The following is a 23,972-nucleotide window of genomic DNA, read 5'->3' on the forward strand; positions in this document are numbered from 1 at the left end:
GTTTTGAAATACTAGGTAGAGTCTTTTGACTATAGACAGGAGGAATAAATAATTATGCAGTTTGAGACAAACCGGCTCATCATTCGTGATATTTTCAGATCTGATTGGGAAAGTATACATACGTACACGTCATTGCCTGAAGTTACTAGATATACAGCCTGGGGACCGAATACAGAAGAAGATACAAAGGCATATATAGAACAAGTTTTAGCTTCGCAGCAGGAACAGCCACGACAAGACTACGAACTAGCCGTTTGTCTGAAAAATAATGGAATCCTGATCGGCGGTATGGGTATTCATGTCAAAGATACTAATGCAGAATTGGGTTACGTTTTGAATCCAGATTATCAAGGGAAGGGTTATGCAGCAGAGGCAGCACGAGCGTTACTAGACTTTGGATTTAGCACACTTGCTGTCCACCGTATTTATGCAACATGTCGTCCAGAAAACAAGGCTTCTGAGAAGGTTATGCAACAGATCGGAATGCAACGTGAAGGTTTGATGCGTGAACACTGGTACTACAAAGGTGAGTTTCATGATTCATGTTTGTACTCTATTCTTGCTGAGGAATATAACAGGACATAAAAGGTGTTTTTTATATCTAAATATATTTTTGATTATTCAACAGACAATTATTCCTTGAGAAACATGTTGCTGCGATAAAATGATAGTTAAACCATTTAATCACAAATATGTTTGAGGAATTTTTCTGAACGATATAATTTTTAATTAAGGAGGGAACAACATGGAAGCTTTTGCAGAATATTTAGAGCATATTGATAACCCCCAACATCGGGCCCGAACGCAAGAGGTTTTGGCTTGGGTAACCAAGAAGTTTCCAAATTTAATGGAAAAAATTGCGTGGAATCAACCTATGTTTACGGATCACGGCACATTTATTATTGGCTTTAGCGTAGCCAAACATCATTTGGCCGTTGCCCCTGAAAAGGCAGGGATTAATCATTTTTCTGAGTTAATTGTGCAGGCTGGCTATGATCACACCAAGCAGTTGGTACGTATCCAGTGGGATAGTCCCGTTGATTTCTCATTACTTGAGAAAATGATCGAGTTTAATATTTTGGATAAGGCAGACTGTTCAACCTTTTGGCGGAAATAAAAAAAGGTTCCTTTTCTCGTAAAACTATACATCGAGCATCACAAATAAGTATTTCTCTTCTCGCCCCCTCTACCATCCTTCCAAATCTCATCATGCTAATGACCCTTAAAGTGACCCTATGCTATAATGTGGAAAGTATGGATTGTTACATGCACAGGAGGATTGGAGCAGAATGATTGGGAAATTTTTAATTTTCTCTCTACTATGGAGTTTGCTCGGCAACCCGTTTTTGGCAATGCTCGTACTCCTAATCGTGATCTATATATTAGATCGCAGCTTTGTGGGTGTATTGCCCAGCATCAGCAAACCATGGAAAAGAAGACGCAATGCCGCTCAATTGCGCCAACAGATTACGCTAAACGCCAACGATGTGGCTGCCAAGTTCGATTTGGCACGTATCTGGATCGAAAGCAAGAAATATCCGCAGGCTTTGGAGCTGTTATTGGAAATTGAATCCCGTTATGAAGAATCAGCAGACTATTGGAACGCACGGGGAACGGCTGAAGTACACACAAACCATCTGGAGGTTGGAGAACAGCATTTATTGAAAGCACTGGATATTAACCCGCGGGTGCAATACGGTGAGCCTTATTTGCATTTAGCCGCTGCTTTCAAGGAACGTGACGTCAATAAGTCGCTTCATTATCTGCAGCAGTTTCAGGAGATTCAGTCTTCTTCCAGTGAGGGCTATTATCTGACAGGCTTGATGTACCGTATGCTGGGACGCAAGGATGAGGCCATTGTAGCCTTTAACCAGTCCATTGCCGTCTATCGCTCTCTGCCCAAATACCGTAAACGAAGTGAGCGCAAGTGGGCTGTACGTAGCTTATTCCGTAAATTAATCGGCTAAACAGCTATATTTATTTTCTTAACGACCTTTCTCTTCTTTTGAGAAAGGTCGTTTTTACGTTTGTCTACCATGTACTTCCACGGACCTGAATCGGCTCCCTTTCGCATCCTGAATTTGAGGCATTTTTTTGTAATCAGTTGTTGACATGCCACAAATCAGGTCATATAATCCGTTTATGAACTGATGAGTTTATACATAAACTTTAAAGTACAAAAAAGACAGAAAGGATGATCATCTTGTTAAAACCCAGTCTCTACATATCTGCTATATTCATTCTTCTGTTCACCTCAGCTTGCTCATCTACAGGATCGAGTGATCAAGAAGCAGCAGAACAACAAAATCAAAAGGTAGAAGCGATGGTTGTTAAAAAAGAACCGCTGTCTGCTTCTTTTGACCTTTCAAGCACGCTACAGCCCTATGAGGATACCTCCGTATCTTTTGAGTTATCCGGACTGATTCGCGACACAGTTGTCAATGTGGGAGACTCCGTATCCCAGGGGCAGATCTTGACGATGCTTGATTCATCCAGCTACCAGCTACAACTGGAGCAGGCTAGTACAGCTATCCTTGAAGCACAGGCAGGTATCAAAAATGCTACAGCTGCCATTTCAAGTGCAGATGCCTCCATTCAATCCGCCGACGCGCAAAAGGCAGCAGCTCAAGCTGGAGTTAACAAAGTGAACAAGGGTGCCCGTGAGCAGGAAAGGGCACAGGTCCGTACCAAAGTGCAAAGAGCACAGTCCGCTTTGACTAAAGCACAGGCTACCGCTGAACGCACCAAGCTTTTATATGATCAGGGAGCTGCAACCAAAAACGATTATGAAAATGCACAGCTTGCTTTAACCAACGCCTCCAGGGACCTGGAGGATGCACAAGATGCCCTCTCCTTAATACAGGAGGGAGCGACAATAGAAGATCGGCAATCGGCAGCATCCAGCTTGCACCAAGCCCAAGCCGGGAAAGAGTCTGCCATCGCCGCGAAGGAACAGGCAGTAGCCACTAAAGATAACGCTACTGCAGCATATCAGCAAGCGGTCATTGCCAAAAAGCAAGCCGAACTTTCCCTCTCCAAGACAGCTTTAAAAGCCCCCATTTCCGGCGTTATTCTGGAGAAAAAAGCAACGGTGGGACAATTGGCGAGCGCTGGACAGCCGGTATATCGTATCGGACAAATCGACAAGCTCAAGGTGCTGCTCCCTGTTCCCGATCATGAAATCACGAACTGGAAGCAAGGTCAGACCGTCCAGCTTCAACTGTACGATGAGAACAGAGAAGGAACGGTCAGCAAAATTTATCCGGCCACCAACACCAATACGGGCAGTATCAACGTGGAAGTGATTGTTCCTAACACCCAGCATGATTGGGCCCCGGGACAAGTCGTAAAGGCAGGCCGCCAATTGACCCAAAGTGAGCAAATTTTGCTCCCAGCCAAGGCTGTCATTAATAACGGTACAGATACTTTTGTCTATAAAGTGGTGAACAACAAAGCGGTCAAGACGGTCGTGAATGTCGGTCAGATGTCCAACAATAAGCTCGAAATTACCAAGGGGCTGAATGTCGGGGATCGTATCGTTACCACCGGAGTAAACCTGATCTACGATGGGCTGCTCGTTCAGATCATGGGGGGAACGAGCAAATGATTGCATATTTTATCAAAAAGAAAAAACTGACCCTCTTTATTTTTATCATGTCGATTGTTGCCGGGCTGTATAGTGTCTCTCAGCTTCCCCGGCAGGAAACGCCGGATATTATCAAGAAAACCGCTGTGGTCACGACCCTCTACCCTGGAGCTACACCCCAAAAGGTAGAACAAACGGTCACAAAGCCTCTGGAACAAAAAATGAAAGAAATCAATCATATTAAAAAGATTTCTTCTACATCCGAAAATGGACTTTCGACGATTATCATTGAGACAGAAGGCAACGCCAATGCCACAGAAGCCTGGGATACATTACGCAAAAAAATGAACGATGCCCAATTTTTTCTGCCCACAGATGCTCAAAAGCCTGTCGTTAACGATGATTTGAATAAAGTATTTATCCATTCCTACGCCATCACGGGGGACTCTGTGGAGCAATTGTATCAACTAAATGATATGGTGATATCATGGAAGGATCAATTAAAAACCATTCCCGGTGTATCGGAAGTAACAATCAAGGGATTACCGGATCAAGAGGTTCAGATTCAGATTGATGCTCAAAAGCTCCAGCAGTACCATATCAGTTGGGAACAGCTCATGAGTGCAGTGCAGAAGGAAAATGAGCAATATCCGATAGGCAATCTGGATTACAATGAACGTACCTACCGAATGAATGTGACGCAGTCCAAGAATGCTCAGGATTTGAGTAAAGTCATTATTTCCAAAACTGAAAGTGGCGCTCCTGTGTATCTCAGTGATGTGGGCACCGTATTGCTTACACATAACACCAGCAGCTATATGGCCTTTTTTAACGGTAAACCAGCTATTACGCTGACGATTAACGGTAATACCGGCTCTGACGTAGACACGATTTATAGCAAAGTAAATAAAGAAATGCAGTTGTTAAAACCAGATCTGCCTAATACGTTTCAACTGAATACGTTATTTTCACAGACCGAGCGGATTGATCATATTTTTCATGGCTTGACCCGTGAATTGCTGTTTGCCATTGCGGCGGTTGTGATCGTATGTACATTGGGCTTGAATCTGATTACATCCTCTTTTGTGGCACTGGCTATTCCTATTTCAATCGCCATAGGTCTCATTATTCTCCCTATGCTCGGAATAACATTGAATCAGGTTACGGTCATTGGCTTAATTATTGTAATGGGGATTCTAGTCGATGATGCTGTGGTGGTTAATGATAATATTGAACGCAGAATGATGACCTTGGGCGAGAGTCCCAAGATAGCAGCATTAAATGGAACGAAAGAAGTTTCCATTTCCATTTTGACCGCAACCCTGGCAACTGTAGCCTCCTTTGCCCCGCTGTTCTTTTTATCAGGCGATGCAGGCTCCCTTATCAAACCATTACCGTTTGCTGTTATCTTTACGTTATTGGCTTCCATGTTCATGTCCTTTACCGTCATCCCAATCTTTAGAGAATGGTATGGACAACGAAATCAAAAAACGCCCAACTCCACCATGAAGCCGTCGGGACTGCTGGGAAAACAAATTGATGCTCTTCGTAACGTATATACCAGCAAGCTGATTCCGAGAGTCATTAAGCAACCTGGATTATATGCTGCATTAGGATTATTGATCAGTACCACGCTGTACGGCATACTTGCTCTGATTCCGATCGACCTGTTCCCCAGAACCAACGATCCGGAATTAAGCATTAATGTGCGTATGCCTACAGGTACTTCTATAGAAGAAACCAAGCGGGTCACCGTGGATATTGCCAAATGGGTGAAGCAGCAACCTCATGTGGAAACGATCAGTTATGCGGCTGGCGGCGATGCTCCCCGGTTGTTTCAAGATATGACCGCTGACGCCAAAACAGGCACAACCGTGGGTCAAATTGCTATTATTGGGGAAGAAGGTGCATTTGATCCCGATGAAATGGCAGACAAATGGCCCTCCATCTTAAAGGATCGTTATCCGGGTCAATCCATTTCCTTGAAAATAGCCAAAGTGGGGGTGCCTCTCGGTAAGCCGATCTCCATTCGGATTTTAGGCAATGATGTAGATCAGTTGCGTTCGTTGTCACAGCAGTTAAAAGAAGGCATTATGGCTACCAGAGGAACACAGGACATACAAGACAATATGGAAAATGAAGGCTATACGTTGGATTTCCAAATCAACAAACAAGCGATGGATCAATATCAGGTAAGCAATAATGATCTGACACGTACACTCTTGTTAATGGGTAATGGCGTGAGCTTTAGCCGATTTGATACGGGGAAAGATTTGATAAATATTAAGCTGAAGCTAAGCCAAACCGATCAAAATCCTGAAATTTTGTTTCAGCAATTGAATGTGACCAATGCCAATGGTGTTCAAATCCCTTTATCTCAATTGGCTGAGTTGAAGCCATCCTTTGCAACACAAAAAATTAACCATTATAATTTAAAGCGTTCGATTACTGTTGAAGCTGAAGTTCACGGGCGTACAGCTTCCGAAGTCATGAAGGACGTCAAGCTTAAATTGCAGGACATTAAATTTCCTCCAGGCTACACTTGGGAAATTGGCGGCGAGATTTCAGGACAAGATGACATTTTATCAGAAATAGGATGGTTATATGTTGTCGTCATACTATTAATCTTCATGCTGATCTTTTTGCAATTTTATTCTTTCTCGACTCCACTCATCATATTGACTACCGTGTATATGGCAGCAGCAGGCGGATTTCTTGGCTTGTTCATTCTAAATACGCCGGTTAGTTTTATGGGCGTGTTGGGCTTAATGACCTTGGCAGGTATTGTCGTACGTAACGGCATTGTGCTGATTGAGTTTATTGAGGATGCAAGACGTGAAGGGATCGAACTGAAGGAGGCGGTTATTGCAGCGACCAAAGCGCGTTTCCGTCCCATATTGCTTACTTCACTGACAGCCATTGTCGGTCTGATTCCGATTGCGCTTATTGGAGAGCTTATGTTTAGACCGCTGGCGTATACCATTATGTTTGGATTGATGTACTCGACCATTCTTACGATGTTTGTGGTTCCGTCCCTGTATATGGTTATTGCCCGCTGGAAATTAAAAAGTCAGAGCAAAAAATTGGGGGTACAATGAAAAAAATAACGAGTGAAGATATTATCTATGCCGCCCTTTCCCTGTTTTCTGAAAAAGGGTACGATGCCACCTCGGTGGATGAAATTGCCCGCAAAAGCGGGATGGTCAAGGCTTCCTTTTATAAATACTTTCAAAGTAAAGAAGAGTTGCTGCTGGGGACAATCGTCCTGATTGAAAAACTTCTTGATGCAGATATTAAAGAACTTTATTTGAAGCACCAGCTACCTTCCCGTGAAAAGTTGAGACAACTGTATTTGATTGCGCTGGGCCGGATTTATAAGAATAAAGTTCATTTGCTGGTATACTCCGTCCCTTTAATCGGTTCTAAGGAAGAAAAAATCGCACAAGCCATTGATCGTGTTGAACATTATTTGTCTAACGTGATGGTTGATTTCTTAATTGATGCTTATGGACAATCTATACGTGACTATGCGCACGATATCAATTTTGTCATCAAAAGTATCATTATTAATTCCTTCCGAATGAGCGATTCAGAACTGTCCTCAACGGAGCATCAAACACTGGCTGAATTTATTGTCAGCATTACGGATATACTGGCACAAGGAATGTTGAGCCCTGATGTTCAACATCAAATCATGTGGGGCCGCGATTCCGTATTCTATGAAGATTCTGATCAAATCTGGACCAAAGGAAAACAAATCTCCTATGCACTGCAACGTATAGATACGGTTCTGAAACAAACTAAATTAAATGAAGCTACCCGGAATGAATATGTGCAAATCCTAAGCAGATTACAGCGTGAGATCTCGGAAGAAAACGTGGAAATAGCTCACGTGAAAGCCCTTCTTCTATTTTTGGGGCAGCTGCCCGAGTTGCTGGAAGACTGTACCAAGCTGAAGGCTGTATTGGAGATTTAGCACGCCGAAATGCATAAAAAGAGGTTCATGATGGTCAGTTTCTACTGCCATCATGAACCTCTTTCTTTAATATACTTTGTCCGATCCAAAGCATCCTCTCACGCTCACCGTAACGGTGCATAACCAAGCCGATTCAGCTCTTCTGCAATCACGCGATAACCACGACTGTTCGGATGCACCCGGTCTAACGAAAGTAGTGCCCGTTCATAGCCCTCAAATGCGGGATAAATGTTCGCCACCCGGTAATTGGGTCCGCCCAATGTGTAGAGAAACGAGTTGTACTGGCGCACATACACTCCCGCCTCCCTTACCCCTGGAAAAGGATTATATAATCCCACCATTCGGATGATAAATGGCTCACGCTGACCGGACTTTATCTGATACAGGGCATGTACAATTTGGCGCACATGTTCTTTTGTGTGATTCAGTGCTTGCGGAATGGAGGAACCCGACAAGCCGGAATCTCCAGCAAGGGCGCTGATGTATGGGCGCAGATCATTCCCGCCGATCGTTACCGTTATAAGTTCAGCCCGGCTGAGCGCCGATCGAAAAAGCGGATTGTTGCGGACCATTGACAGCAACTCCTGCGATGTCAGCCCGTTAATTCCCAGATTCTCGTAACTGACTGGCGTACGGAGATGTCTTTCTGCCATTCGCCGATAGATAGGTACAAATCCGCCGCTCAGCAACGTCCCCGCACCTGTTGTTAAAGAATCTCCAATCGCTGTATAGTGGTACGCCAATGAAACCCACCTCCCTCTTTCTACATAACATATCTTATGTAGAAAGAGGAACGCGGGACCCGGAGATTCGCTTATTCTTCGTCTATTTCATATACACAATGGAATTGCCCACCATCCGGCAAATCCTCTGATCCATATACGGCAAAGCCCACATTGCGGAAGAAATCTGCCCCCTCCGCATCCGTGTCCACAGTAAGCCGTTTCGGATTACGCTCCTGAATAAGCGTAAGCAGCATACCTCTGGCATATCCTCTATGACGGTTTTCAGGCAACACGGCCAGATGGCGAATTACGGTTGTTCCATCCTCCTGCTCCTCAAAGCCAACAATACCTACAATAAGTCCTTCATCTTCTACACCGAACAGCTTCCAGTCATTCGAGGCTTGATAGGTACGTAAAGCTGCTTCTCCGCGTTCAGGATGATCCAGCACAGCGTAGGTTAACAGCTCCAGAACCTCCTCACGATCTGAATCTGTTTTTATATTTTTAAACATTGTTTGTCGTCTCTCCTTAATATCCTGAAATTAGGATTACCTCTAATTCTCCATAATAAGCAACGGCCAGTTATCAAGCCACTGCTTCTCAAATACACGCTGACGAAAAGCCGTTGTGTGACTAAACAAAGGGCTTTGCCGTACCCGCATATCCAGCAGATCTTCCAATCCATGCGGACAAATGACCTCTATTTGATCCTTGTCATTCAATCTAACCGCCACAGCCGTTGCCGTCTCTGGCCAGCGGCTCATCGCATCCTCTATCGAGGAATAAGGAGCCTCCCCGTTGCGAATATGCATCCGAGCCTGATTTTTGACAGACCAGTTACGTCCGGCCTGCTTACGGTTCAAGGACAATTCTAGATACTCATCTCGTTCCTCTAGCGTATTTCTCGGGTCAAAGTAAATAACATCAATATCGTTTAAAGGTGTAGCAGTTGTATAGCCATGGAGCTTGTCCCAAACCCGGTTACGTACATAGCCTGCGGCAATACATCCTTGCGGCAACTTCAGCTCTCGCACATATCGCAAGTCTTGCAGTACCTGCGGATCATTCATATATTGTATGATTCGTAGCACATTTTCTTCCGACTTCATCCTGCACTCAACTCCCTTTTTATGATGACAGTTGCTGCACCGATTCTCCTCCTTGAGCCGCGATCCGTGCTGTACGCTGCGCCAGACGGCGGCGTGCGACCAGAAGAAACGGAATGCCAATCACAACCGACAGGGCAACCGGAACAAAAACGGCAAGCGGCGCCGTTTGACCATAGATATCCAGCAACCAGCCACCAAATAAAGGAGCCAGCACGCTTCCCAAATTATTAAAGCCGATTGTACCGAAGTAGGTCCCTTTATATTGAGCATCTGCAATTTGGTCAATCAGTACGTCCAACATCGTGAACAATAACACTTCACCAACCGTAAACAGCACCATATCCAGTATAAACATCCAGCCTGAGTTTAGCATACCGCACAGCAACAGGCTGACCGCAATACATATATTCCCTGCAATCAAGGAATTCACCGGGGAAAATCGACTTGCCAATCGCACCAGCGGATATTGAAATGCCAATACACAAACCGCGTTGACCGTCAGCATGTATGTAAACCATCGGGTTCCTTCTGCGAAGGATAAGGACAAGAATTGAGGCATTGTGGAATTGGAATGAGCATAGCCCATCACACAAAATACCGTTCCCAGCAAAATCGGCATAAACACCGGATCACGGCTGGCTGTACGGAATGCCTCGCCCATCCGCAGTGGAGCCTCTCCCGCCGTTGTACCTATATGCAGATCCGATGCATACCGGGCAAATTGGATCAACAACAGTACCCCGTACAATGCGTACACACCAGCAGCTACCATAAACGGCGTCCCCGTGGATGCAGATCCTAACATTAAACCAAGCAACGGCCCTGCCACCACCCCAACATTAATGGCTGCATATCTCATATTGTAGATAAGCAGTCTTTTCTCCTTCGGGGTTACATCTGATAACAGTGCCCGTGAGGTTGGCTCGAACAAGGATCTGCACAGTCCATTCAGAGCATTAATGACAAAAAAGGCCCAGGCCGCTTCCGCCAACGCAAAAGCAACGAATACAAGCGCCCAGCTCGCAATGGACACCAGCATCACCTTTCGCCGTCCGATTCGATCTGAAATATATCCACCGTAAAAGCTGGCAAAAATGCCGACCAACGAGCTGACCGATACGATCACCCCCGTATGAAAGGGGGACACCCCTAGACGGGTGGTAAGGTAAATAGACAAAAACGGGATACTCATGGATGTCGCCATCCGTCCAAAAATTGTACCGACAATAATCGTCCAGGCCAGCGGGTGAATGGAACGTAACTGTTCTTTCATATATGTCTCTTACGTCCTCCTTCCGTATGCAAGTCTAACAAGGGGGAAACCTGTCTAGCACTGGTGAATATAGCGTTCCAGCTCTAAACACGTTGCTTGATAGACAGATTGGAGCGCAGACAACTTCGCTTTCGCATTCTCAAGTCGGTTCTCCCGTGCAAGCTGTTCAATATCGGACAGCAACGAGGACAAACGCCCGACACCCAGACTCACGCTGCCTGATTTCAACTCATGAGCAGCCTCTACTACTTTTGTGGCTTCGCCCGCAGCAGCCAGTTCTCTTAACCTATTGATTTTAGCAGGTGTATCACTAGTATACATTTCGACCAATGACTCCAGTAGTCCCGTGCTGCCATCCTCGTCCAGCATCATAATTTCACGTATAACTTCCTCATCCAAAATCGGCTCGGTTTCCGGCTTTGGAAGCCATTTGACAAGCTTTTCAGAGAGCCTTTCAATCGTTACTGGCTTCATCAAGTAATCGTTCACTCCAACCTCCTGGCCCCGTGCCTGATCCTCCTCGGACACATTTCCGGTCAAAGAAATGATTGGCACAGGTGGTTGCTGGTTTTCTGCTTCCCGCTGGCGGATCGCTTTCGCCGCATCATGACCATTCAGCAGAGGCATATGATGATCCATTAGAATACAAGCGTAGGATCGTTCGGAGGCCGCTCTTACAGCAGCTTGTCCATCCTCAGCAAAATCAATATGCTGGAATCCCAAGTGGTTAAGCTGTAATTGCACCACCTGACGATTTACCCGATTATCCTCAGCCACCAAAATAGTTTGAGAATGACTGTGCTCACGCAGCAACTCGCTAAACACCTTCAAATCACCAGTTTCATGCTTCTCCATTTCGTCTGCCTGCTCCGATCCTTTCATGAAGGGAATTTCAAACCAGAACGTAGAGCCTTGGCCTTCTTCACTGACGACCCCAATTTCTCCCTGCATGAGTTCCACAAATGAACTGCATATCCATAGCCCCAGACCCGTTCCTCCATATTGGGAGGCGCTTCCTTCACCGGCCTGTACATAGGGCTGAAACAGCTTATTCTGATCCTCCGGTGAAATCCCAATACCCGAATCCTGCACCTCAAACCGAACACGTTGGGAATCTTTTGTTTCCTCCACTAATTTTGTTCGAACGATGAGCAATCCCTCACTCGTAAATTTATTCGCATTGTTCAACAGATTGAGCAAAATCTGCATGATCCTTGCCGAATCTCCCTCCAGATGCTCTGCCACACTGGTATCGGTCTCTATACTCAACCGGTTACCCATCTGATAGATTTGCGGCTCCAACAACTGGGCAACGTGACTCATAATCGCCTGAACTCTGACATTTCCGATCTCCAGTTCCATCTGTCCTGCTTCCACTTTGGATATATCAAGCAGATTATTAATCATGTTCAACAACAGAGAGGCTGACTCACGTATCACACCGATGGCCTGCCGTTGATCTGGGGAAAGTTTGGATGAACCTAACATTTCGATCATTCCAAGTATTCCATTCATTGGCGTTCTGAATTCATGACTAACCACAGCCAGAAAAGTGCTCTTTAGGTCATTAGCCCGTACGGCTTCTTCCTTCGTCCGTGTTAATTCCGCATTACTTTTGGCAAGCTGACGCTGCAGATTGACCAGTTCGTTGTTCATTGATGAAAATTCATTCAGCAGCTTTTCTTCCTCAGCCTTGCTTTTCACAATCTCATCCGTTAATTGTTCGACCGTTTTCCGCAGGACAGCCATTTCTGCTGTCGGTTCCTTCATATTAAAAGGCCCCCTTTACAAAATGACTAACAGGTTCACAAAACTAACCTTATTTCCTGAGCGAAAGTAAGTCACCTGCAACCTCCAGTGCTTCCTCCGCACCTGGTGCGTATCCGTCCGCCCCTACTTCCTGCCACAAGTGGGAATCGAGATTAAAAGGCAAGCCTCCGACCATAATTTTCACATGGCTAGTAGTTGGGTCTTGCCGAATGAGAGCAATCAACTCTTTCACTAGATGGACATGGTAAGCCATGGTAGCTGAGATAGCCACCACATCCGCCTTGTAACTCACAATGGCCTGAAGCAGACTCCGGTTAGGTACATTGGCACCTAAATAATACGTATCCCAACCATCCATTTCAAATATATCAGCCAGCATACGCAGACCAAATTCATGCTGCTCGCTGCCTACACACGCCGCCACGAGGCAGCGTTCCTTACTTCCACTTCCCATCCATCTGGGGTACAGGCTGGAAATAATAAATTGAGTCGCGGCAGTGCAAAAATGCTCTTGACCGACGGTGATTTTGCCTTCATGCCATAGACGGCCTATTTCATATTGCGAAATTCGAAAAATATATTTATACGTATGTTGAATAGAGATACCCTCATCCAGCAAACGGACGATCCAATCCAAAGCCTGTCTGCGATTACCTGAGAGTAAATATTCCAAATATTGAGCCGCATTAGCAGCATAAGGATTATCATCTGTAATAAAAGAGGCATACTCCTCTTTCTTCCCAATTTGCTGTATCCCCAAATCCAGATGCTCCAGCACCATGGTTTTATCCGTATGATCGAAGTGCTCTATCAACGTCTCCTGGATTAATCTGAAATTGATGCTCAAATCTTCTTGGGTTATGCCGAAACCCTCCAGAAGCTTTTTTAACCAGGAAACATACTGTGTAAATAAAATAGGGCTGTTCATGATTACACTTTCAGCTAAATAGTTCAAACTATATATAGAATCCTGTTTTGTCTTTATTTTACCGTTATCCCCAAAACGCTGCAAAAGATCGGGCTGTAATTCGTATTGCTTATGGGTAACTAATTCAGCCAAAGCTCCTGCTTGCATCAATAGCGATTCACCTGCGGTATATTGCTGTATACTCATGTACAGCTCCTTCCCCGACAAGGTATTGTATTCGAAACAGATACTGGGGATTTGTTCCAGACGTGACTATTAGACAATTATACCTGATTTGCGTCTCTACATTAACCCTACTCCCCAAAATACGACAAAAAAATAAAATACCGAGAAGTCGGTATTTTATCTAAAAGCAGATTTAACCTGCACATGCACAATTTATGATCCGTTACTCTTCTGCCCCTCAGCCGTTAGTCCAAGCTTTTTTAACAGATGAATAGCCTGCTCTTTCTCTTCCACAGATAAGCCATCTACGGTCTCCATAATGACACGATGATGCTGCGGGAATATTTGCTCAAAGAAATGACGTCCATCATCAGTCAATTCTGCATAAATCACACGCCGATCATCTTGTGATGCACGACGGGTAAGCAAGTTTTTTTTCTGAAGTTTATCTACCACGTACGTAATATTCCCACTAGAGATTAGTACCTTTTCACCAATCTTCTGCAAAGGCTGTGGTCCCCGATAATACAGCAGATCAAGCACTCCAAATTCTGTTGTATTTAATCCATGACTATGAATGTCCCGATTCGTACGGGACGTGACCGAATTATAAGCACGAGCCAGAACAACGAACAAATTAAGTGCTAAGTCCTGATCATCTGGTTTTACAGACATATTAACAGCCTCCGTTACTCATATCTTTATTCCAAGATATCTTAATTGTGCACTTTTGTCAAGTTTAAGCGTTCCTTTCCCTGCTCTTACGGCCTATAAATGGAGGAATTACCGTCTATTATGAGAAGGTTACAGTTCATTATGTAAAAAAAGCCCGCTCTCAGCCAGTCTTAAAGCACTGATCCAGAGAGCGGGACGATTATGTTGTTATCCCTAACTTCTTACGTACAAATACGTAGGCAACACGGCCGCATAATACTCCCAGAACATTCAGTATGATGTCATCTACATCCATTGTACCTGCGCCCAGCAGCATTTGGGACACCTCAAGAATGACCAGTGCGATCACTATCGTTAACAACAGACTGCCTATACTTCGCATGGACACCCAAATGATAGGCACAAGGATACCGAAGGGAATAAATACGCCAATATTACCGAGCAAATTAACACCCCATACCCGAAAAGGAAACGACTCCATTGCCCGCCAGTATTGCCTAATCGTATCAAACGGAACAATATTATACGAATACGGGGGTCCTGGTCGTAATGTACGACCAAAACCGAGAAACATCCAATATAATAGAAGCCCTGTATATAAAATCAATAACATCAATGCCACATGATGAAGCAGGCGGGTCCTAGACATTACTTGTTACGGACGTCGATCTGTCCATTGGCCCGTGCGATAATAACCTGGTCCGCCATATTAATGAACAGTCCGTTATCGACTACACCCGGAATTTGATTCAAGCGGATTTCCAATTCCTGCGGATTCTCGATCGTACCATAGCGACAATCGGCAATATAATTACCATTATCCGTAAGGAAGCGCTCGCCGTCTTTCATACGCCATTCTGCTTTACAGCCCGTCCCCCGCAAAGCCTCCAACGTCCACTCACTGGCAAAGGGTACGACCTCAACGGGTAAAGGAAATGCACCCAGCACCTTCACATCCTTGGACTCATCGACAATAATGATTAATCGGTCGCTATTGCTTTCCACAATTTTCTCTCTCAGCAGGGCTCCGCCTCCACCTTTCACCAGTACCAGTTGCTCGTTCACCTCATCTGCACCGTCGATGGTAACGTCAAGCCTTCCAATCTGATCAAACGGAATGATGGGAATTCCCAGCTCCCTGGCCTGATCCTCCGAGGCTTGGGATGTAGCTACAGCCTGTATATGTAATCCTTGTGCTACACGCTCACCGATTTTTTGAATAGCCCAAAAGGCTGTCGAGCCTGTACCAAGTCCTACTTTCATGCCGTCCTGAATCGCCTCAACTGCTTTTTCGGCCGCTTTTTGCTTCAAATTCATTATCATCTCTCCCGCTATATAGGCTAGTATTGATCATCATCCATTTTATAAGAGAACGCTTTATAATAACAGAGACAGCTTTTTACCATAACAAAGGCTGTTTTCATCGTGTTCATACTCCCCAAACCGTTCAATAGGTTCGTATCCCCGCTTGGTATAGAGAGCAATCGCTTCAGGTTGAGCCGCTCCGGTCTCCAGTTTAATTCTTACAACTCCTCGTTTGCTGGCTTCCTCTTCCAAAAAAGATAATAGACTCACCGCAATTCCTTGTCTGCGATAAGAGGAATCGACATAAAACCTTTTGAGCTCCATTTCTTCCGCATCTATAGGCCTAAGCCCTCCACAAGCCACCGGTTTTTCGTCCACATACACAACAGCGAAAACCATTTTTTTAACTTTCGGATTGGAAAAATCGACCAAATAAATTTCGTCGGCAGGATACCTTTCCAGCAAGTCCTCATCCAGCCTTTGGATCAACTTATGCAGATCCTCATGATTACTCTCAACCTTTAAAATCGTAAGCTTGGACATTCTTCTTATCCCTCTTCTCTTTACATGGATATAAGGACTCATTTCGCAAACAATTCACAAAAACCGCGCTAAATCAAGCATTTTTAACGTCAAATATGAAAAATGTCCCAAATTGATAAGTGCATTTGACTCTATTATAAAGTATGATGGTTTCTGTTGAATAGTTGCTTATGGACTGTAATGAAGTCGAATTTCAAGTAGAAGTATAAATTGGAATATACTGAAACACAGACAGCGTTTACCTATTAAAAATTAATTTTTTATTGTGTAAGGTATTCATTTCAAGGGCTTTTCGTACGACATATATATAGGGATATCATACTTGTCTATAAAAGGACTTAAGACCTATTACTTAAAATTCAAGGGTCTATGATCTCGATTAATATGTTTGTAAGGGGGACTTGATTATCTCATTCGATAAGCGGTTCAACACCATATACAAAAATACAACCAGGGAGTGGAACATTTTGAAAAAGTGGAGTAGCTTATCATTCTTCACCAAAAACTTATTATTATCCTTCTTCAACATCGTATTGATTGGGCTAGTCCTTATTGTGTCCAGTTATTTGATCCAACGTACGATTTTGATAGACCAATTGCATGGGCAAGTGGAAAAAATCACATTGAAGTGGGCCCAGGGCATTAATTCCGATGAAGTAACCCAAGCGGTTCAAGAGAAAAATTATGATGGACCCGTTCAAACCAAACTCCGCGCGTATCTAGATAACATCATGGCGACGAATCCGAATATCTCTCATGCTTATATTTTCGGGACGGAGCTCGAAAATGGCAATCTAACATCTATTGTGGCGATGCCAACGGATCTCAGAGAAGCATTTGAAAAAGATAAGCTGCTCGTTGGCTCCATGTACGAGCAACCCAATGTCGTAGCAGTAGGCGTAACCGGTATGCTGGACAGTGGCAAACCAACATTCACCAGCTTCTACGATGATTCTTTTGGTACATGGACGACTTTGATGACTCCGATTAAAGATCCAAGTGGCAAAATCTTTGCATATTTTGCAGTTGATGCAGATGCCGGTGCCGTACCTGCAGGATTGACCAAGCTGCTCATTAGCGGCGCTACCATTTTAGTGATTTTCCTACTGATCTGCCTGGCGCTTCAATATTGGGTTGTGAAGCGCACGCTGTCCCCGATTAAGCAACTGATGTATGGTATCAGTGAAGTAAGCAGAGGAAATCTGGATGTTCAAATTCATGCAGGTCATGATGATTTGGGGCTCGTGAATCAGAACTTCAACAATATGGTAAGTCATATTAACAGCATTATGACCAAAGTGAAGCAGACAACGGATGAAGTCAATGAATCTGCCAAGGAATTACTCGCAATCTGCGAGCAAAACGGAATCAATTCCAACATCATCAATCAAAACATCAGTGAAATCACGGAGAATATCCGTTCGCAGGAAAAAGCAACAGGTGATAGTGCACGTGCCATGGCTGAAATGGCTTCGGTAATTCAAAATATTGCCACTAGTTCTTCCAATGTTGCGGAGGAAGCCAATTCGGTAGAGAAACGTTCTAATGAAGGCAACGAGATTGTAGGTAAGGTATCATCCCAAATGCACTTGATTACCGATACAGTAACCAATACTTCTCGTATCATCAAGTTGCTGGACAGTCGTTCGCAGGAAATTGGCAATATCATCAGTACCATTTCAGGCATCTCCAGTCAAACCAACCTGCTCGCTCTGAACGCTTCTATTGAAGCTGCGCGCGTTGGCGAAGAAGGTAAAGGCTTTGCCGTTGTTGCCAGTGAAGTACGTAAGCTGGCAGAACAATCTGCGGATGCAACCAAACAAATTACATCCCTGATTGAAGAAATTCAAAGTGAAATCGGACAAGCTGTGAAGTCAATGGAGCAAGGAAACGTTGAAGTTCAAAACGGAATCGTCGTTGCCGGACAAGCAGGCGTGCTGTTCAATGATATTCTTCAAGCAACTAAAAATGTAGCATGGCAAATCCAAGAAGTATCCAGTGCTACTGAGCAAATATCTGCGGGTACACAGGAAATGACAGCGACAGCAGACGATCTTTCTTCCACCGTAACCAAAACAGCCAATAACAGTGTTCACATTGTGCGAACGGTGGAGGAACAAAAAGCTTCTTTAGATTCGATCATTGATTCATCCCATAAATTGACATCCATGTCTGAAGAGCTTCAAGAAATTACATCTTATTTCAAAATTGCAGACACCAACCGTACCAAATCATAATAACCATTTATCGACTCCAAAATTTATTTCATAAGTAAATCATTCGGTAATGCCTCCCTCCTGTTCATGCATTTGAAGGGATCGGAGGCATTTGCTGAATTTACCATTTATATTAAGACATCATACATTCAGGAGGTTAGCGTAATGGCTTCATTACTACAAAACAGCACACAGACAACCCCATCCCCATTCCTAGTTCCCTTGGATTGTGCACGTATACAACGCAAGCATACATCCTCTACTTATCAAGTAGAGTTAGAAGCGTCCATCTCGGAACAATTAAATCAGCAAAAAACTGCGGAAGACAAACAAGCGTTGCTCTTATCAGCATATACTGCATGGGTATATCGCCTATCCGCAGAAGAAGAAGTTTCTTTTTCTACTTTTGTGCTGCAAACCGGTCTGCTTACAGCTTCGCTGACTGTCGAAAAGGAAACGACTTTTCACGAACTAGCAGGCTTATTTCAGGAGATGCTCCGTGAGCCTAATGCATACCTTGCGGAACCACAAGCCGATACTTCATTTTCGGCAAATCTGCCTACGGACAGCGGTGTAGAATCCCGTATTATGGACTGGGCTGTTAGTGAACACAATGGCGCTTATCAAATACAGATACGTTATGATCAATCACTCTTGCTGGAAACAACGGTTGTCCGATACGCAGAATACTTTGAAACCCTTTTGCGTGGCGCGCTAACCAACAGCCATGCACTTGTGAATTCCATTGATATATTATCGGATGCGGATCGAGCTGCTCACGAAGCTTTAAATAATACAGTTGTGAAATATCCTGAGCACCAAACTATTCATGGAATGTTTGAGGAGGCGGCTTCACAATACCCTGATCGTCCGGCTATTGCTTCACACACTGGAGAGTACACGTACCGTGAGTTGAACGAACGTGCTAACCAAGTCGCACGTGTCTTGTTATCCAAAGGTCTTACCAAAGGTGAATTCGTGACTATCTTCATGGAACGGAGCTTAGAGACCGTCATTTCACTGCTTGGTATCCTGAAAGCCGGAGGCGTATATGTACCTGTTGATCCCGCCCACCCCGCTGACCGGAGTAGCTACATTGTCGAAGACACGCGTTCTCCTTTTGTCTTAACAACTTCCGCACTCATGGAACAAGCGACTGAACTGTGCGGTTCGATTGAGACGGTAAAAGAAATTTTAGCGATTAACGGGCCACTGGCAGGCTATGCTGCAAGCAATCCGAACGTTAATGTAAGTCCGGATGATCTAGCTTATGTCATCTATACATCCGGCTCTACAGGCAAACCGAAAGGTGCCCTGATCGCTCACCGTGGTGTCGTTAACCTAGGAGCTGTCGTGCAACGCGATTGCGACATTACACCTCAGGATGTATTGACCCAATTTGCGACCTACAGCTTCGATGCATCCGTTTGGGATACAATTGGAGCCTTGTTTTACGGTGCAAAATTGTACTTGCTGTCTTCCGAAGAACGTGTATCTGTTGAAGAATTCGCTGAAGCCATTGCACGTACAGGCACGACGATTATTACTATTTTGCCGACCGTATTCTTTAATCAGCTATCTACGTACTTGTCAGACGAAGGCTATCGCAAACTCGCTAAGGTACGGATTGTTACTGTGGCAGGCGAAGCGCTGTACGGCTCACAAGTTCGAGCGTTCCAAAGCAAATTCGGTACAGATACCGACATCGTAAACGTATACGGACCGACAGAATGCACCGTAGCGACGACGACCCATCGGGTCCGTGGTGCCGTGCCTGAGCATGTCGTCAATATTCCGATCGGCAAGCCGATTTACAATTACAAAGTGTATATCGTTAACGATGATAACAAGCTTTGCCCTGTCAATATTCCGGGTGAAGTATGCATTGCTACTCCTGCATTGGCCCATGGCTATCTCCATCAGCCAGAACGTACAGCCCAATCATTCGTGGACAATCCTTTTGTTCCGGGTGAAAAAATGTACCGCTCGGGTGATATCGCCAAGCTGCTGCCAGATGGTACGATTGAATACGTAAGCCGCAAGGATTCACAACTCAAAATTCGGGGGAATCGGATTGAAATTGGAGAAATTGAAGACCATTTTTCCAAACATCCAGGTGTTCAGGACGTCGCTGTAGTAGCCGTCAAAGATCACACAGATCAGAACATGTTAGTTGGCTATTTTACCACTTCGGATGGACAATCCATTCCACAAGACGTTATTCAGTCTTATATTGGGGGCAAGCTGCCTTCTTATTTTGTACCAAGCCATGTCGTTCATCTGGAAGCCATGCCAATTTCACCAACTGGCAAGATCGATCGCAAAAAGTTGGCCCTGCGACCACTTCCGGAAGCGTCTGATCTTTCATTTGGCGGGGAACCTCTCCGAGAAGGAACCGAAACACTTATTGCCGAAGCATGGACTCAAGTGCTTGGTAAAAATAACATTGGCGCTACCGATGATTTCTTCCTGATTGGGGGCGATTCGCTTCGTGTCATTCATGTGCTGGCTATTCTAAAGCCGCGCTATGGCGCGCTGCGCATCGGAGATTTTTTCCGCTACAAAACCGTTCGCGAGCTTGCTGAATATGTGGAACAATTAGGTACGGAACAAACGCCGCAACGCAAGCCACTTGCGATTTCTCAAGAAAAAATGGACTTGAATGAGCATCCTATTGAGTTGTCTGGTGCTTCTGACTTAGCTGAAGTCCGCGACTTGCGCGTGATCTTGTTGACCGGTGCTACAGGCTATCTGGGCTCGCACATTCTGTATGACCTGCTTCAACGGACAGAAGCCAAAGTATACGCGATGGTACGCCCTTCTCAGGACGGTCCATCCGGTATCGAGCGTATTCAGTCCGTATTGACGGGATATTTTGGACAAGATATCTCCAGCTTGATCGAAGGACGGGTAAAAGCTGTCTATGGGGATCTGGAGCAAGCTGATCTTGGTCTCTCTTCCGTCGACCGCCATATGCTGGAGCACCAAATCGACGGCATCATTCACAGCGCCGCTGATGTTCGCCATTTTGGTGATTTGGCAGCCTTCGATCGCACGAATGTGACCGGAACACTGGAACTGCTGAAAATCGCTCAAGCCAAGCCAGGAGTATCCTTCCATCATGTCTCCACTATGGGAATACCAGAGGATCTTGCTAACGAAGGAAAATGGGAGTCGGCATTGGAGCTTTCTGCCTTCCCAGAAGAACTGAACGTGGACAACCTGTACACGAACAGTAAACTCGCGGCGGAGAAGCTGTTGTTCCAAGCAGCTCAAGCGGGTACGCCTGTCTCGATCTATCGCGCGGGCAATTTGACAGCCCATTCGGCCAACGGACGCTTCCAGCGAAATATCGACAGCAATGCTTATTATCGTATGATGAAGGCGATGCTGCTGCTGGGCAAAGCGCCACAAGCCGATTGGCATACGGACTTCACACCGATTGATTACGCCAGCCGTGCTATCGTAGAGCTGTCCGTTCATCAAAAAAGCGCAAACCGCATTTTCCATATCTGCAATCCGAACCCACTGCCATATGATGAACTGATCGCTATGGTAAACCAACTCGGTTACGCAGTAGAAACCCTGCCTTTTGACGATTACAGCGCTTGGCTGCTGAATCCGTCTTCCGGCATTCAGGAGGGTGCACTTCACCTTGCTATGGGACAACTGGAAGGTGACGGAGCCAAGGATTCAGCTTACCGTTACGGATGCTCTGTAACCGCAGCTCTGCTGGAACAAGCTGGCGTTCAATGCCCGGCAACCGACCTTAACTTTATTCGGAACATGATCCAGCATGCCGTCGAGATCGGTTACTTCCCGACCTCTTCATCGGTATCTGTAAAAGCAACACAGAGGTAACAAAGTTGTGATATTTCCCCCGCATGTTTTCGGTATGATAGACTAGATTTTGCTAGTTTCATATTTAGTATAAACCTCTATACTTTCAGAATTTTTTTGCATGCGGGGGATGTCATTCAATGAAACACACTTTTTTTAAAAGAACGTTGCTAATCATAAGTTTGTTGGCTATTTTAGGGATTTTGGTGTATGAAGCACGTAGCATATACCACACACCTACAGTTAAAGGGACTCATCGTACACGTACAGCTCATGCAGATCGACTGGTACGCCATTTATTCTCACTGACGCCTACACCAGATAAAGTATATTACCAAAACAAAGTCATTGTCCTGATGTATCATGAGGTGACCAAGACTCCACCTGATCCCGGCGCTCTCAAGCTTAGTAATTTAACGAGGCAGTTGGACGAAATGAAAGCTAACGGCTTCCACTGGATCACGATGAAAGAGTATACCAACTTTATTTTACATAAAGCCAAGGTTCCTGATAATGCGGTACTCATGACATTCGACGACGGCTATGAGTCCTTTTACACGGACACTTTTCCCGTGTTGAAAAAGTACCAGGTACCGGCAACCAATTTTCTCATCACGTCCACGATCAGCAATCCCAAGCACATTGGTATTCCAAAGCTCACATGGGATCAAATTCATCAGATGCATGCCGAAGGCATTGATTTCTACAATCACACCAATGACCAGCATGCTTACGGATACTCCAACACAGCCCGCACCAAACAAAAGCCGCTTCTGATGGGCCCGGTGTATTCGAAAAAGCTGGGGCGAATGGAAACAGAGAATGAGTTCAAACAGCGGGTTTATACCGACTTGGACATGGCTGACAAGAAGCTGTTCAAGCATCTACACAATGTTCAGAATGTACTTGCCTTCCCTTATGGTGGGTATACCAAGGAGACGTTGGAAATTTGCCGTTCCTTGGGAATTGACGTTACATTCACGGTAAAACGGGGGATTAACTCGCCTGGGCAAATGAACGGCTATCGCGTCAATGCAGGTGGAATACACAATATTCCAGAAGTATTGGTGCAATACATGAAGGAAGGTGCTCCCCTTCGCCCACTTCCTTTTGCCCAAGGTCCTAACAAGGTATCCTAAACGTTAGCTAGCTTATTCAAGGATAAAAAAGAACCTTTAAAACCATTTATGTCGTGGTTTTAAAGGTTCTTTTGTTGTATGAGATGTAGATTAGGGCCAGATGCGAATTGCCGCGATAACAGCCAGATGTACCGGGTAAAAGCTGCGCCACAACCAACGCGGTACCCGACTATAAAATCCGCTCTCTCCCGTTGCAAAACATACGATCAGAATGCTGGACAGCAGACTAAAGTGTTGGAGATTTGCGTGGTGCACCATATCATACACAACGTTCAAAGCAAAATGGGCTGCAATCATCATATATGAGCGAGTGTATCGATAAATGAGAACCAGCAGTAGACCATAGGCCCCGTAATCCATCTGGCTGAACTCCATGACCAGAGCTGTAAGGACGTACAGACCCGTTACAGCCGCCCAATGCTTCAAGCGGGATGCAGCAGCCAGCGCGAGCAACGAGGCCAGTAGCGTCCAGATTACATTCGGTCTGTATACATCAAACGCCAGCATATAGGGCACCTGAGAAATCAGAGCCAGCCCGAGTAGACGGAGCATATAGCTCCGCATATCTCGGGTACGGGTATACCCCATATACAGCGCGTAGGCATAGATTGGAAAAGCAAGTCTGCCGGCAATTCTCCAAGCCGGATCCGTCGGAAAAAACACAAGTCCGACATGGTCAATCAGCATCGTCAGCATGGCCAACCAATACATACAAGGCCCCC

The 23,972-nt window shown here is 45.1% G+C and carries 20 protein-coding genes; 9 read left to right on the forward strand and 11 right to left on the reverse strand.

Features of this window, described 5'->3' with window-relative positions:
* Positions 1-54: 54 nt before the first annotated feature.
* The 6 genes from BM358_RS01830 (at position 55) to BM358_RS01855 (ending at position 7,562) form a co-directional block, all read left to right on the forward strand.
* The gene (locus BM358_RS01830; protein ID WP_023988137.1) at positions 55-585 is read left to right on the forward strand and encodes a GNAT family N-acetyltransferase; all 531 of its coding nucleotides are present in this window, start codon (positions 55-57) and stop codon (positions 583-585) included.
* Positions 586-745: 160 nt separating this feature from the next.
* Positions 746-1,117, forward strand: coding sequence for an iron chaperone (locus tag BM358_RS01835; RefSeq protein WP_028542750.1), 372 nt, complete (start codon positions 746-748; stop codon positions 1,115-1,117).
* A gap of 172 nt (positions 1,118-1,289) precedes the next feature.
* On the forward strand, positions 1,290-1,967 hold the full coding sequence (locus BM358_RS01840; protein ID WP_028542751.1) for a tetratricopeptide repeat protein: 678 nt from the start codon (positions 1,290-1,292) through the stop codon (positions 1,965-1,967).
* A 227-nt stretch (positions 1,968-2,194) separates the two neighbouring features.
* Positions 2,195-3,607: an efflux RND transporter periplasmic adaptor subunit gene (locus BM358_RS01845; protein ID WP_023988134.1), complete on the forward strand. Its 1,413-nt coding sequence runs from the start codon at positions 2,195-2,197 to the stop codon at positions 3,605-3,607.
* Positions 3,604-6,684, forward strand: a complete 3,081-nt coding sequence (locus tag BM358_RS01850) for an efflux RND transporter permease subunit (protein ID WP_028542753.1) — start codon at positions 3,604-3,606, stop codon at positions 6,682-6,684. Before BM358_RS01845 ends, BM358_RS01850 begins: the two co-directional genes overlap by 4 nt.
* Complete coding sequence (locus BM358_RS01855; protein ID WP_028542754.1) at positions 6,681-7,562, forward strand: TetR/AcrR family transcriptional regulator; 882 nt, start codon at positions 6,681-6,683, stop codon at positions 7,560-7,562. Before BM358_RS01850 ends, BM358_RS01855 begins: the two co-directional genes overlap by 4 nt.
* 104 nt (positions 7,563-7,666) lie before the next feature.
* Here the strand turns inward: BM358_RS01855 and BM358_RS01860 are convergent, their stop codons facing one another.
* From BM358_RS01860 to BM358_RS01905, 10 genes are all read right to left on the reverse strand, one after another.
* Complete coding sequence (locus BM358_RS01860; RefSeq protein ID WP_023988131.1) at positions 7,667-8,305, reverse strand: GDSL-type esterase/lipase family protein; 639 nt, start codon at positions 8,303-8,305, stop codon at positions 7,667-7,669.
* A 71-nt stretch (positions 8,306-8,376) separates the two neighbouring features.
* On the reverse strand, positions 8,377-8,799 hold the full coding sequence (locus BM358_RS01865; RefSeq protein ID WP_028542755.1) for a GNAT family N-acetyltransferase: 423 nt from the start codon (positions 8,797-8,799) through the stop codon (positions 8,377-8,379).
* Positions 8,800-8,841: 42 nt separating this feature from the next.
* On the reverse strand, positions 8,842-9,396 hold the full coding sequence (locus tag BM358_RS01870) for a nucleotidyltransferase family protein (protein WP_028542756.1): 555 nt from the start codon (positions 9,394-9,396) through the stop codon (positions 8,842-8,844).
* A 19-nt stretch (positions 9,397-9,415) separates the two neighbouring features.
* Positions 9,416-10,669, reverse strand: coding sequence for an MDR family MFS transporter (locus BM358_RS01875; RefSeq protein WP_028542757.1), 1,254 nt, complete (start codon positions 10,667-10,669; stop codon positions 9,416-9,418).
* Between the two features lie 54 nt (positions 10,670-10,723).
* Positions 10,724-12,439: an ATP-binding protein gene (locus BM358_RS01880; protein ID WP_028542758.1), complete on the reverse strand. Its 1,716-nt coding sequence runs from the start codon at positions 12,437-12,439 to the stop codon at positions 10,724-10,726.
* Positions 12,440-12,488: 49 nt separating this feature from the next.
* The gene (locus tag BM358_RS01885; RefSeq protein WP_028542759.1) at positions 12,489-13,553 is read right to left on the reverse strand and encodes a cobalamin B12-binding domain-containing protein; all 1,065 of its coding nucleotides are present in this window, start codon (positions 13,551-13,553) and stop codon (positions 12,489-12,491) included.
* Between the two features lie 192 nt (positions 13,554-13,745).
* Positions 13,746-14,207, reverse strand: a complete 462-nt coding sequence (locus tag BM358_RS01890; protein WP_013309820.1) for a MarR family winged helix-turn-helix transcriptional regulator — start codon at positions 14,205-14,207, stop codon at positions 13,746-13,748.
* A gap of 199 nt (positions 14,208-14,406) precedes the next feature.
* Positions 14,407-14,856 carry a VanZ family protein gene (locus BM358_RS01895; protein WP_023988125.1) on the reverse strand — a complete coding sequence of 150 codons (450 nt, stop codon included), beginning with the start codon at positions 14,854-14,856 and terminating at the stop codon, positions 14,407-14,409.
* A complete protein-coding gene (gene rpiA, locus BM358_RS01900; RefSeq protein ID WP_025718577.1) occupies positions 14,856-15,524 on the reverse strand; it encodes a ribose-5-phosphate isomerase RpiA in 669 nt (222 codons plus the stop codon). Before rpiA ends, BM358_RS01895 begins: the two co-directional genes overlap by 1 nt.
* Positions 15,525-15,584: 60 nt before the next feature.
* Positions 15,585-16,055 (reverse strand): GNAT family N-acetyltransferase, encoded by a 471-nt coding sequence (locus BM358_RS01905; protein ID WP_028542760.1) that lies wholly within the window; start codon positions 16,053-16,055, stop codon positions 15,585-15,587.
* 467 nt (positions 16,056-16,522) lie between these two features.
* On the opposite strand from BM358_RS01905, the gene BM358_RS01910 reads away from it, so the two are divergent.
* The 3 genes from BM358_RS01910 (at position 16,523) to BM358_RS01920 (ending at position 23,250) form a co-directional block, all read left to right on the forward strand.
* A complete protein-coding gene (locus BM358_RS01910; RefSeq protein ID WP_023988122.1) occupies positions 16,523-18,292 on the forward strand; it encodes a methyl-accepting chemotaxis protein in 1,770 nt (589 codons plus the stop codon).
* A gap of 144 nt (positions 18,293-18,436) precedes the next feature.
* On the forward strand, positions 18,437-22,132 hold the full coding sequence (locus BM358_RS01915) for a non-ribosomal peptide synthetase family protein (protein ID WP_028542761.1): 3,696 nt from the start codon (positions 18,437-18,439) through the stop codon (positions 22,130-22,132).
* Between the two features lie 119 nt (positions 22,133-22,251).
* Entirely contained in the window at positions 22,252-23,250 is a 999-nt protein-coding gene (locus tag BM358_RS01920) for a polysaccharide deacetylase family protein (RefSeq protein ID WP_028542762.1), read from the forward strand.
* Between the two features lie 90 nt (positions 23,251-23,340).
* Here the strand turns inward: BM358_RS01920 and BM358_RS01925 are convergent, their stop codons facing one another.
* Entirely contained in the window at positions 23,341-23,961 is a 621-nt protein-coding gene (locus tag BM358_RS01925) for a TraX family protein (protein ID WP_028542763.1), read from the reverse strand.
* Positions 23,962-23,972 lie beyond the last annotated feature (11 nt).

Origin of the sequence: Paenibacillus sp. cl130 (genome assembly GCF_900116035.1) — a bacterium.
GTDB lineage: Bacteria > Bacillota > Bacilli > Paenibacillales > Paenibacillaceae > Paenibacillus > Paenibacillus polymyxa_B.